At 45.0% G+C, this 13,004-nt stretch carries 10 protein-coding genes; 4 read left to right on the forward strand and 6 right to left on the reverse strand.

Annotation, left to right across the window (positions count from 1 at the left end; genetic code table 11):
* Positions 1 to 67: 67 nt before the first annotated feature.
* A complete protein-coding gene (locus tag VNE01S_RS07460; protein ID WP_053395247.1) occupies positions 68 to 1,336 on the reverse strand; it encodes an O-acetylhomoserine aminocarboxypropyltransferase/cysteine synthase family protein in 1,269 nt (422 codons plus the stop codon).
* 304 nt (positions 1,337 to 1,640) lie between these two features.
* On the opposite strand from VNE01S_RS07460, the gene VNE01S_RS07465 reads away from it, so the two are divergent.
* Positions 1,641 to 2,189, forward strand: coding sequence for a hypothetical protein (locus tag VNE01S_RS07465; RefSeq protein ID WP_053395248.1), 549 nt, complete (start codon positions 1,641 to 1,643; stop codon positions 2,187 to 2,189).
* 113 nt (positions 2,190 to 2,302) lie between these two features.
* The gene (locus VNE01S_RS07470; RefSeq protein WP_053395249.1) at positions 2,303 to 3,028 is read left to right on the forward strand and encodes a DUF3581 domain-containing protein; all 726 of its coding nucleotides are present in this window, start codon (positions 2,303 to 2,305) and stop codon (positions 3,026 to 3,028) included.
* Between the two features lie 50 nt (positions 3,029 to 3,078).
* On the opposite strand, the gene VNE01S_RS07475 is transcribed toward VNE01S_RS07470, so the two are convergent.
* A complete protein-coding gene (locus VNE01S_RS07475; RefSeq protein WP_053395250.1) occupies positions 3,079 to 3,972 on the reverse strand; it encodes a LysR substrate-binding domain-containing protein in 894 nt (297 codons plus the stop codon).
* Between the two features lie 101 nt (positions 3,973 to 4,073).
* Here VNE01S_RS07475 and VNE01S_RS07480 point away from each other — a divergent pair, with 101 nt between their 5' ends.
* Together VNE01S_RS07480 and VNE01S_RS07485 are read left to right on the forward strand one after the other, a co-directional pair.
* The gene (locus tag VNE01S_RS07480; RefSeq protein WP_053395251.1) at positions 4,074 to 5,324 is read left to right on the forward strand and encodes a D-amino acid dehydrogenase; all 1,251 of its coding nucleotides are present in this window, start codon (positions 4,074 to 4,076) and stop codon (positions 5,322 to 5,324) included.
* A 298-nt stretch (positions 5,325 to 5,622) separates the two neighbouring features.
* A complete protein-coding gene (locus tag VNE01S_RS07485) occupies positions 5,623 to 7,161 on the forward strand; it encodes an alanine/glycine:cation symporter family protein (protein WP_053395252.1) in 1,539 nt (512 codons plus the stop codon).
* A gap of 499 nt (positions 7,162 to 7,660) precedes the next feature.
* Here VNE01S_RS07485 and VNE01S_RS07490 read toward each other — a convergent pair whose 3' ends face one another.
* The 4 genes from VNE01S_RS07490 to guaA form a co-directional block, all read right to left on the reverse strand.
* Entirely contained in the window at positions 7,661 to 8,254 is a 594-nt protein-coding gene (locus VNE01S_RS07490) for an acetate uptake transporter (RefSeq protein WP_053395253.1), read from the reverse strand.
* A gap of 173 nt (positions 8,255 to 8,427) precedes the next feature.
* Positions 8,428 to 10,137, reverse strand: coding sequence for a chitinase (locus VNE01S_RS07495; RefSeq protein ID WP_053395254.1), 1,710 nt, complete (start codon positions 10,135 to 10,137; stop codon positions 8,428 to 8,430).
* Positions 10,138 to 10,440: 303 nt separating this feature from the next.
* A complete protein-coding gene (locus VNE01S_RS07500; RefSeq protein ID WP_053395255.1) occupies positions 10,441 to 11,154 on the reverse strand; it encodes a Wzz/FepE/Etk N-terminal domain-containing protein in 714 nt (237 codons plus the stop codon).
* 281 nt (positions 11,155 to 11,435) lie between these two features.
* The gene (gene guaA / locus VNE01S_RS07505; protein ID WP_053395256.1) at positions 11,436 to 12,989 is read right to left on the reverse strand and encodes a glutamine-hydrolyzing GMP synthase; all 1,554 of its coding nucleotides are present in this window, start codon (positions 12,987 to 12,989) and stop codon (positions 11,436 to 11,438) included.
* Positions 12,990 to 13,004: the final 15 nt, after the last annotated feature.

Genomic DNA, 13,004 nt, shown 5'->3' on the forward strand with positions numbered 1-13,004 from the left:
GAGAAAAACATTAGAGAAAAATTCAGCTCATTCGCCAGCAAACACTGGCTAATGAGCTGAATGCTTTTTACGCGTTTAACGCTTGCTCTAGGTCGGCAAGAATGTCGTCGATGTGCTCGATACCCACTGACAAGCGAATCATTTCAGGAGAGACACCCGCTTGGTGCTGTTCCGCTTCACTTAACTGGCGGTGCGTTGTGGATGCAGGGTGACAAGCCAATGACTTCGCATCACCAATGTTCACCAAGCGCTTGAAGATTTGCAGCGCATCATAAAAGCGCACACCTGCTTCGTAGCCATCCTTCAAGCCGAACGACAGGATCGCTGATGGCTTACCTTTCATGTATTTTTCCGCCAGCGGATAGTGTTCAGAGCTCGGCAAACCGGCGTAACTCACCCAACTCACTTTTTCATGCTGGCTTAGGTATTCAGCTACCTTTTGCGCGTTTTCAGTGTGCCTTTCCATACGTAATGATAGGGTTTCTAACCCTTGCATCAGCATAAAGGCATTCATTGGCGACAGTGCCGAGCCGGTGTTACGCAGCGGAACGGTACGCGCGCGTCCGATAAATGCCGCCTCACCAAAGGCTTCGGTGTAGACTACGCCGTGGTATGAAGGCTCTGGTTGGTTTAATACTGGGAAGCGATCTTTATGCTGCGCCCAAGGGAACTTACCTGAGTCGATAATAATACCCCCCAAGGTTGTACCGTGACCACCGACATATTTCGTCAAGGAATGCACAACAATGTCGGCACCAAATTCAATCGGCTTACATAATGCGGGCGTCGCGACCGTGTTATCAACGATCACAGGTACACCTTGCGCGTGCGCTAAGTCTGCCACACGCTCTAGGTCAATGATGTTCCCTGCTGGGTTACCGATACTTTCACAGTAAACCGCTTTGGTGTTTTCATCGATCAGTTCAGCCAAACTCTCTGGTTTATCATCTTTGGCAAATTTAACCTGAATCCCCATATTTGGAAGCATGTGGGCAAACAGTGTGTACGTGCCACCATAAAGTTGTGGCGTGGAAACAATGTTGTCTCCTGCTTGTGCTAGCGTCAAAATGGCGTAATGGATTGCCGCACTGCCCGCACTCACCACCAAACCTGCAATACCACCTTCTAACGCTGCCATGCGCTTTTCCAACACATCATTGGTTGGGTTCATGATACGAGTGTAGATATTACCCGGTACTTCAAGGTTGAATAGATCGGCCCCATGCTGCGCGTTGTCAAATTCATAGGCGACCGTTTGGTAAATAGGCGTGGCAACAGATTTGGTGGTTGGGTCAGTTTCGTAACCAAAGTGGATCGATAGCGTTTCGTCTTTCATTAAGCTTTCCTTGCTGCGTCTGGTTGGATTGTGTTTGTGTATTTGGCTTCAAAGCCGCTGTATAAATAAGCATGCCAGAAGCCAACTTATGCAAAAACTCTAATAGCCTGACATTACCATAGTCAACTCACATTTAGTTAGAGGCATACCACTAAAATATCTAGCTGACTTCACCATGCTCTTTATTCCACACCCGATATAAAACCGCAGAATAGATTACGCCCACACTTTCTCTGCTGGTATTCGCTATCTTCCCCGCACCTCTTTATACTGCGCGGCAAGGAATGAACCCAACATTGAAACTATGAGCCAAACCCACTTCTCCTCTTCTCTGTATGACTTTTGCCAGTTGAATTTAGACAATCATCCACTCGAACTCGCCCGCTTTTTGCAACAGTTTGGACAAAGAGCGAAAGCTGAGTGGGAAAATACGATCGCCTTATTAAAAGATAAGTTAAGTGAACTTCCCCACCTTTCGGGCAGCATTATACTCAATGCGCCGCCCCCATCAGATAACCTCCACAGTGAAGCCGTTATTCTCTACCGAGGCCTCATTTTTGTTTTGAAGATCGCTCAAAATAGCGAAAGTTACGCTGAAGAAGCCCTCACTGAGGTTTACGACCAAGCTCGTGCTTATAAAGAGCATCACCCTGCCAGTAGCGATAAATTCATTATTCCAGTACTGCTTGCAACCGCTGCTAGCCCACAAGGCGGAGCCATCAACGTTTCGGAAGACTTAGTCGCGAATACCATGTGTGACAATGGCGCTCACTTGGCGGGGCTCATTGAACACTTTGCCAATCAATATCGAGCTGATGAAATCGCAATGAGTGAGTGGCTAACGCAGATTTAAACAGGCAATTTAAGCGTCAATGAATGGGATTTTCATTTAATCATCTGGATAGACCATTTAACTCGTAAGCTTAATGTATACTTCGGCGCAGTTTTAGCTACGTGATAATAAATATGTTTCTGACACCGTATTTCTCGCAAGACAACAACCAATTCCAGTTTACTCGCCAACAAGCAAGCTACTTTGCTAAAAAGGTTGCCGGTGACTACAACCCTATCCATGATGAAGACAACAAACGCTTTTGTGTTCCTGGTGATCTGCTTTTTGCTGTTCTATTAAGCAAAGAAGGCATCAGCAAAAAAATGCGCTTTGATTTCTCTGGAATGGTGAATGATGGAATTGCGCTGTCAGTGACGAACAAATGCGACAAAGAAAGCGCGGTTGTGGATGCGAACGGCAAAGAGTATCTGCATATGTCACGTGAAGGCGACGTAAGCTATGACCCGGCCTTTATTGAGCACGTTGTGACCAACTATGTGCAGTTTTCTGGCATGAACTTCCCACACATCATGGTTCCTCTGATGGAAGAGCAGCAAATGATGATCAACTGCCAGCGCCCATTAGTTATTTACGAAAGCATGGAAGTGGAGTTTTCTCGCCTCGACCTTACTCACCCTGAAGTGGAATTCTCAGGCGCAAACTTCGATGTAGAAGGAAAACGTGGCGTCGTTACCATGAACTTCGAATTTAAAGAAGCAGGCCAAGTAGTAGGTAAAGGTACGAAACGCATGGTTGCTAGTGGCTTAAAACCTTATGACCAAAATGCGGTAGACGATCTGGTAGAACGATTCCATGCTCGCAAAGACGCGTTTTTGCAGCAATTTCCCAGCGCCGCATAAATTGAATTTAAAAATCAGCCCACCAATGTGGGCTGATTTGCTTTTGTAAGCTAGTGGTTTGTTAATGCTTGCTCTCTCAGCCAACCTTTAAATAATCGCGTATGCGGATTATCAACGTGAGTGATAATAAAATAGCCAGCGTTGGCTTTTATTGGCTCTAACGGTGCCACTAACCGCTGCTGAGATAATTCATCCCCGAGCAATGCCATTCTTGCCAGAGCAATCCCTACCCCTGCTTCAGCCGCCGACATCGCCATATCTGTACGGTTAAAAAAGTGCCCTTGGTTTGTATCAAAATCAATTTCGTTCTGTGACGCCCAATACAGCCATTCATAATCTTTCGGCGCCCCATGCCACGGCATAGCGTCATGCAGTAACGTGGTTTTCTTCCAGGTATTGTTGTTCTCTGCAATATCAGGGAACTGAGCGAAATAACTCGGGCTCATCACTGGCAATAGCGACTCCTCCATAAGTAACTCCGCTTCTGCGCGCTTGTAAGGGATTGGACCATAGTCGATAGCAACATCGAAATTTCGGTTATCACTGTCCACCAGCGCACCTTCAGCAAACGTGTGTATTTGAATGTCTGGGTACTGCTTTTGGAAGTTTTCTAGTCTTGGTACTAACCACTTAAAAGCCAGAGAAGGTGTTAATTTCAAACGAATTTCTTTATTTTCCGAGACGCGAGTTAACTGATAGACGTTTTCTTCTATCGCGGCAAGATGATGATTGACTGCATCAACCAGCTTTTGCCCTTGTTCTGTTAAGCGAATCCCGCGAGCGTGTCTTTCAAACACACTAAAACCTAACCGCTCTTCAATAGCTTGCAACTGCTGGCTCACAGCGCCCGTGGTCAAATTCAGCTCTTTCGCAGCACTAGTAAGACTTTGGTGGCGAGAGACAATACAAATCAAGTTGATACCGTGCAATAGTGCAGACTTCATAATGCTTTTAGTTTTTCTAAATGGTGATATTAATTTTTATCTATTGTTAACCATATGTAAATCTATCATTATTGGCAAAATTCAAATTTGTGGAGTTTGTTGTGAAAGTAGTCATTCTTGGTAGCGGTGTTGTTGGTTTAACCAGCGCTTGGTATTTACGTCAAGCTGGATGTGACGTAACTGTTGTTGATCGCCAGTCTCGTGCAGCGGAAGAAACCAGTTTTGCAAACGCTGGACAAATTTCGTATGGGTATTCTTCACCGTGGGCAGCACCTGGTGTCCCAACGAAAGCCATCAAATGGTTGATGGAAGAACACGCGCCACTAAAAATTAAGCCTTCTTTAAGCCCTGAGCTAATGAGCTGGGCAACGAAGATGCTACTTAACTGCCAACTTGATAAATACCGTATCAACAAGGCACGTATGCTAACTATTGCCAACCGTAGCCGAGAGTGTTTAGCTCAATTAAACAAAGAGCATAACCTTCACTACCAAGGCCGCAGTAAAGGCACACTACAAATTTTCCGTGATGAAAAGCAATTAAAAGCCGTTGAAAAAGACATGGCGTTGCTTGAAGAAAGCGGTACCCGTTTTGAATTGATGGATGCAAAACAGTGCTTAGTTCAAGAGCCTGGCCTGGCCAACATTCAAGGTAACCTAGTAGGTGGCTTACACTTACCAGACGACCAAACGGGTGACTGTTACCTATTCTGTCAGCACCTTCAACAACTCGCTGAAGAAGCGGGTGTTGAATTCATGTTTGACACACAGATCAACAGCCTTAAGCAGCAAAATGGTCGTATCATTGCCGTCGATACTGACAAAGGCCTGATCGAAGGTGATACTTTTGTTGTTGCACTGGGTAGCTACTCTAAGCACCTATTGGATTCTATCGGTATCGATGTTCCTGTTTATCCGGTTAAAGGCTACTCATTGACGCTACCTGTGATCAACGAGGCGTGCGCTCCTCAATCAACGATCATGGATGAAACGTACAAAGTCGCGGTGACTCGTTTCGACCAGCGCATTCGTGTGGCTGGTACCGCAGAGCTAGCTGGTTTTGACTCAGCACTGCCTGATAAACGCTTGGCAACGTTGAACCACGTAGTAAGTAACTTGTTCCCAGACGGTGTTGATTTATCGAAAGCCGACTACTGGACAGGCTTCCGCCCAATGACGCCAGACGGCACTCCGATTATCGGTGAAACGCCAATTTCAAACCTATATACCAACACAGGTCACGGCACCTTGGGTTGGACGATGGCGTGTGGTTCAGCCGAGATCTTGACTGAGATCGTAACAGCTAAGAGCAACGAGTATCGCGAGCTTAGCTCACTACGCTACGGCAACTAATTGCGACACTGGAATAGTAGCAATTGCTAAAGTTGCTAACTAATTCAGTATAAAAAACGCACAATTCTAGATAGCGCACTTGTATAAGTGCGCCATCTATTCATTTATTTCTATTGAATCCCCAAGCATTTCTCTCTCTTCTCCCTCAATAACTCCATAAATTAACATCTCGCTAGCATTCCGTGCCTAACATCACGCAAATAGATCAAAAAGCACAAATTCATTAACAAGCAAGTTACAAATGGGTTAATATCCTGTTCAGAAAACAATCACTACAAACACAACAGGGAAAATACTTATGCAGTCAATAGTTGATTTTCTGAATGGAATCATATGGAGCCCGGTACTGATTTATCTTTGCCTAGGCGCTGGTTTGTTCTACTCAATCATGACGAGATTCGTTCAAGTTCGTCACTTTACAGAGATGTGGCGTCTGCTACTTTCGGGGAAAAGCTCTTCAAAAGGTATCTCTTCTTTCCAGGCTCTAGCCGTTTCACTTTCAGGCCGTGTGGGTACTGGTAACATCGCTGGTGTTGCTGCTGCTATCGGCTTTGGTGGCCCAGGCGCAGTATTCTGGATGTGGGTTGTTGCGTTTTTTGGTGCAGCAACAGCATACACAGAGTCTACGCTGGCTCAGCTTTATAAAGAGGAAGACAACGGTGAATTCCGTGGCGGCCCAGCTTACTACATTGAAAAAGCGATGGGTCAAAAATGGTATGCATGGATCTTTGCCATCGCGACTATCTTCGCGTGTGGTTTCCTACTTCCAGGCGTACAGTCAAACAGTATCGGTAACGCAGTAGAAGCTGCATTTGGCCCTGGCGCAATGATAGAAACAGCACTGGGTACATTCAGCTTCGCTAAGATTCTTACTGGTACAATTATCTCTGTCATTTTAGCCTTTATCATCTTTGGTGGCGTGAAACGTATCGCAAGCTTCACGCAGATCGTTGTTCCTTTCATGGCTCTGGCTTACATCATCACTGCTTTCGTTATCATCCTGCTAAACATCGGCGAAGTGCCACGCGTGTTCGCGATGATTGTTGGTGATGCATTTTCACCAATGGCGGGTGTTGGTGCTGCCATCGGTTGGGGTGTAAAACGCGGTGTTTATTCCAACGAAGCAGGTCAAGGTACTGGCCCTCACGCAGCAGCAGCGGCAAACGTTGAACACCCTGCGCAGCAAGGTCTGGTCCAGTCGTTCTCAATCTACATTGATACACTGCTAGTGTGTTCTGCAACCGCATTTATGATCATCATCACGGGTGCATACAACGTTCACGGTGCGGAAGGTTTCTTAGTACAAAACATTTCGGCAGAAATAGCAGCAAATGGCCCGGTATTCACTCAAATGGCGATCGAGAGCACTTTGCCAGGTATCGGTAAACCATTTATCGCTATCGCGCTATTCTTCTTCGCATTCACCACCATTCTTGCTTACTACTACATTGCAGAAACGAACGTGGCTTACATCCGTCGTACGATTAAAGTCAACGGCGTTATGTTTCTGCTAAAAGTGGCGCTTATCGCTGTTGTTTTCTACGGTACAGTAAAAACCGCGAATCTAGCTTGGGCGTTGGGTGATGTGGGTGTAGGCCTAATGGCTTGGCTGAACATTGTTGGTATTCTAATTATCTTCTTCATTTCGAAACCAGCACTTAAAGCACTCACTGACTATGAAGAACAGCAAAAACAAGGCATTGAAGAGTACACTTTCAACCCAGTTAAACTAGGCATCAAAGGTGCAGACTACTGGGAAGATAAATACCGTCGTAAAACAGGTAAAGAGCCAACTGCTGAAGCAGACACTAAACCGGTTGAGCAACCATCGACTTAAGTTTACTTTGGATCTAAACAATGAAAGGGTCAGCATGTGCTGACCCTTTTCATTTTAATCAATGCGGAGTGCATCTGGCTCAGGAAGTTTCTCAGCACTTGAACGTTTCGCCCAATAACTCGCTAATAGTGAACCTGATAAATTATACCATATAGAGAAAATCGTGCTGGCGACCGCCGCTGATGGGGTAAAAAACTTCATCGCTAACGCGGCCGCTAAACCAGAGTTTTGCAGCCCAACCTCAAAGGCGACGGTCCGGCTTGTGCGCTCTTGAAAACCGGAAGCTCGACAGATCCAATACCCTGAAGCTAAGCCAATACTATTGTGAGGAATAACCGCTAAATGACAACGGTTAGCAAAGTTTCTCTCAATGACTATTCTGCTCTACACCATCATTAAAACAATGCGTACTCATCCGTTGGTTAACCACTCTTTTTATAAGGTAGCAGGCGCAAAAAAGGCTGGCGCAAGGCCAGCCTCCTGTAAAAAATTCAACGTTTTAAGCTGCAATTTCTTGAGTTTTTGATGCTGCTGCTTTCTTCTCACCAACAGGCAGTACGACACGTCCGTACTCATTGTTTAGTACTTGAGCCATAGCAAAGTAGATAGCACTTGCGCCACAGAAGATACCTTCGAAACCTGCAATAGTGCCAATCAGCTCACTACCAGTAAAGTCACGAGCCGCCAATAGGAAGAACAGAATCGTCAATGAACCAAATACGACTTGCTTCGCTACTGGGTAGCATAGAGAACCAATAAACATAAACCCTGTGAAGATCCCCCAAAGCGCTAGGTACCAACCCATAAAGTTAGCTGGGCTTGCAGGTAGACCCATGTAAGGCATAACGATCAAGCCAACAAGTGTTAGCCAAAACAAGCCGTAAGAGGTAAATGCCGTTGTACCAAACGTGTCACCACGCTTGAAACACATCATGCCAACAAGCACTTGGCTAAGACCACCGTAGAAGATCCCCATTGCTAAGATCATAGAGTCAATTGGGAAGAACCCTGCATTGTGAATATTGAGCAGAATTGTAGTCATACCAAAGCCCATCAAACCTAATGGAGCAGGGTTTGCCAATTTCGTTGACATTTTGCACACCTTTAAAAAAAGTTAATAAAAATTACGCGCGGAGTTTAATCGAGTAGATCACAAAAGAGAAAAGGCGTTACTGGAAACTTAGATTCCATAAATGAATGAAAATAAAAATAAAAAGACCCCACTAAAAAAGTAGGGCCTTTACAATGAATTAGAGCACTACGCCGTTATTGACAAGTGATCTCGTCCCAGAACCAATTGCTTTGGGTAGGGGTTTCCCAAACACCTGGGCCGTTTTTAGCAACAAAACACTTACCGTTATAAGCCACCTTTTCACCGTTAGCAATCTGAGTCACTCCTGGTTCCCATTGAATAAAGTCACCTGTCACTGGCGGTTCTGGCTCTGTTACTGGCGGCTCCGTCACTGGGGGTTCTGTTACAGGAGGCTCAGTAACAGGTGGTTCTGTGACTGGTGGCTCTGTTGGCGTACCAGATACCACTTTCCAAGGTCCGCCTTTGCTCGGCTCATCGCCTTGAGACCACCATTTCGCCTCATAAACAACACCTTGGTAAGACACGCGATCACCACTGGTATAGACTTTATTCGCGTCCCAATTTGCCGTACCGTCAACAGGCGGAATAGTCGGCTCACCAGGGTCCACCGGATCCAGTTTGTCTACGATTCGAACTTCTGGCCAGTTCGCGTGCGATTCGTAGAAGTTTGTCACACACTTCTCATAGTCACCCGGCACGAGCGCAGAATATGCCGTTTGGAAACCAACGAGTTCACACTCGAAAGAGTAATTGCCAGGGCGATCTGGGTAATACTTCCAGTTGCCATCCCAATTCGTATAAAGCACGTCTGTTGCGCCATTGAGGTTTAAACTGCCGTATGGCGTTTGCTGCCAACAGGTATTTTTCTCATCCGCCTCAATTGGGATCTGATAGTGTGCAGCTAAGCCTTCCCAGTAGCGAATACGGTTAACGGGCTGACCCTTATCTTTGTTCTGCGCACCACACTCAATACCACCATTGATGACGTTAATGGTGGTGCCAAAACCGTAACCAATGCCAGCATCCAGCTCACGTTGAGACGGTGTCCACGTACGATCAATCACATGCAGCATGGCAGGTTTAGGCGCTTGCGGAGTTAAGAAGAACCAAATGGCTGATGCTAAATTCAACCAAGAGTCGGCCACTAAGCCAGGGTTTTTAAGCAATACGGTCGCATCACCATCAAACATTACTTCGGAGAACGCACCGTAGTTAAAGTGGTAAGAAAGCTGCTTAGCGCCGCGCCCAAAATACCCTTGACCAGGCTCACAAGGCCAACGTTTGTTTTGCCAGTCGTTTTGGCCACAACCAGTCGTGTAACCTTCTTGCCCTTCTGACCAGCCCATCTCACGCACATGAACCAACGCTTGTTGCCATTCTTCTAACCCCTGAGGGTTGTCCCAATAGTTATCCGTAGAAATATGGCCACCCGTTTCCTGAGCAAAATGAGCAAACGCCGTTACGATAGACTTTTTACATATGGCATCAGAATCTCGTCCATCGGTGTATTCACCACAGAATGCAGGAAACTTGCCAATCGCTCGAAGAAAACGCGTGTAGGTATATTCTGGCGCTGCCATTTGAGTCAGAAAATTCCATTCACTTTCAGGGAAGACGCGTTCCACACGTTTCACGTTTTCAGGGTTACTGGCCGCTCCAGGAACAATCGCCTCAACGATGGTATTTGAGCGAGTTTCCAACGCCTTAGCCCAAGTCGAATACATGGGATCTAACGTTTTACTTTGCTCTGCGGCCTGAATATCACTACGAGCAATCACGTACCCCGTAGGGTTTTGCGGGTCGGGTTGAATATTCATACTCGCGTGAGCATGAGACGCCAAAATACAACCAATGGCGAGAGGAAGATGCTTGAAAGCAAACATGTCTAGTCTCCGTATCAGGTAAATACTCTATAAATGAAAAACCAGACATATAGTGGATCATATAGAGAAAACACCGAGGAAACAGGATGTGTTCTTCGAGACAAACGTAACAAATAAATACTCTTACACATTGTGTAGCAAAGAAATTGTTACCTTGAGTCAAAAGTTAAGGATCATTTTCCTCAAATACATATACAAAAACAACAAAAAACCAGCCCGAAAGCTGGTCTAAATGACATTTTTGATAAATACTCTTCAACTTTAACCTACCCGCTCTCAAAGAAAAACGGCATTACCAATGCTTTAGGAATCAGTCATACGTTTTTTGTACTTTAAAATAGCATCACGAACAAGTATAAAGGCCACTCCTAACATCCCACCTAGAACAAGTGAAAGCACGAGTATTAATGTCACCTTAGGAGAAGACTTTGTAATAGATGGAGTGCTGAACGATACGGCTAATTCCCCATTATTAATAGAATTAATGATTCTCTTCGCATTCAACGTATTTGTAGCGACTCGCTCTGTGCTTATTAAGGCATCATCTATCTCAGTTTGTATAAGTAAAAGCTCAGCGTTAGCCTCATTAAGCATTTCATTTGTAATAGCCTGATTATGGCCCTGAAACTCATCTAAGTAATAATCGACATTTGATGGTTCTTGAGTAATAAATGAAAACTCAGCACGCTTTTTTTCCTTGCTCCATCCAGCACCTAAAAAAGCTTTTAAACGCTTTTCACCTGTGCTATCAAAACATTCGAGAACACTCGCATCACCAGCACAAAACTGTTGATCTCTTACAGAGTAGAGGTTTAATTCGTAGCGAACCGAGACTTTATATTTAGGTTTTACGACTTTTGTATAACCAAACCCCATAAGTAATACCACGACGACAAAGGCGCTTATTATCCATTTGCCACTCCATAGGATTTCAAAGAGTTCAAACAAATCGATCTCATCATCATATTGCATTTGGTTCATTTGTTGCGTTTGTTTCATTTTTTGTATTTGGTTCATTTTATTTACTATTTTATAATGATAGCAAAGTCATTATCTCTTCCCCACCTCGCATAACCTGTTATTTATGTTATAAGATAACTAGCAACTACAAATGCTTTGCGCTTTCTCAATAAAAAAACACATTGCGTAGTAAACGAGCAGCTCTAAATTCCAGCCAGTAAAACGGTCTAATCAAGAAAAAGTGAGAATAGAAAAATGCCAGTCAGCTTAACTGACTGGCATTTAGGGCTTAAGTATTATTTAGTGCTTGTTAGTACCAGACCTTTCCGGTCGGAAAATTATTCCCACTCGATTGTCGCTGGTGGCTTACCAGAAATGTCGTAAACAACACGTGAAATGCCGTCAACTTCATTGATAATGCGGTTAGATACTTTACCTAGGAAGTCGTATGGTAGATGTGCCCAATGCGCTGTCATAAAGTCGATGGTTTCAACTGCGCGCAGTGATACAACCCAGTCGTACTTACGACCGTCACCCATTACACCTACAGAACGAACTGGTAGGAATACCGTGAACGCTTGAGACACTTTATTGTATAAGTCAGCAGCGTGAAGCTCTTCAATGAAGATAGCGTCTGCACGACGTAGCAAGTCACAGTATTCTTTCTTGATCTCACCAAGAACACGAACACCTAGACCTGGACCTGGGAATGGGTGGCGGTAAAGCATGTTGTAAGGAAGACCTAGCTCTAGACCGATCTTACGCACTTCATCTTTAAATAACTCACGTAGTGGTTCAACTAGACCCATTTCCATATCTTCTGGCAGACCGCCCACATTGTGGTGTGATTTGATCACGTGAGCTTTACCCGTCTTAGATGCTGCCGATTCGATAACATCTGGGTAGATAGTGCCTTGCGCTAACCATTTTGCGTTTGCGAGTTTCTTCGATTCTTCATCGAATACGTCTACAAACACGTGGCCGATAGTCTTACGCTTTTCCTCTGGATCAGACTTACCTTTCAGTGCTTCAAGAAAACGATCTTCTGCGTCAACTTTAATGATGTTTAGGCCAAACTTGTCGCCAAACATATCCATTACTTGCTGACCTTCGTTCAGGCGAAGCAGACCGTTATCAACAAATACACACGTTAGCTTGTCGCCGATCGCGCGGTGAACCAGCATTGCGACTACAGATGAATCTACACCACCAGATAGACCCAGGATAACTTCGTCGTCACCCACTTGCTCTTTAATACGAGCAACAGCATCTTCGATGATAGATTCCGATGTCCATAGACGCTCACAACCACATACGCCAAGAACAAAGTTCTCTAGCATTTGTAGACCTTGTTTGGTGTGCGTTACTTCTGGGTGGAATTGAACGCCGTAGTATTTCTTCTCTTCGTTCGCCATCGCAGCGTAAGGGCAAGTCTCTGTCTCACCCACTTTTTCGAAATCAGCCGGAATTTCTACTACTTTATCACCGTGACTCATCCAAACATCTTGAGTCGCTTCAAGATCTTTAAATAGTGCACATTCGCCAGAAACTTTAACCTGAGCGTAGCCGAACTCACGTTCGTTAGAGCCCGCTACTTTGCCACCTAGCTGCTCTGCCATGGTCTGCATGCCGTAACATACACCAAAAACAGGAACACCTGAGTCGAATACATATTGAGGTGCGCGAGGGGAATTTTCTTCCGTTACGCTTTCTGGACCACCAGATAAGATGATGCCATCTGGGTTGAATTCGCGAATATCCGCTTCTTCTACATCCCAGCTCCATAGTTCACAGTAAACGCCGATTTCACGTACGCGACGAGCTACTAATTGAGTGTACTGAGAACCGAAGTCCAAGATCAGAATACGTTGGTCATGGATATTTTTAGTCATTTTGAGCAGTCTTTT

It is taken from the genome of Vibrio nereis NBRC 15637 (genome assembly GCF_001591105.1).
GTDB classification, from domain to species: domain Bacteria; phylum Pseudomonadota; class Gammaproteobacteria; order Enterobacterales; family Vibrionaceae; genus Vibrio; species Vibrio nereis.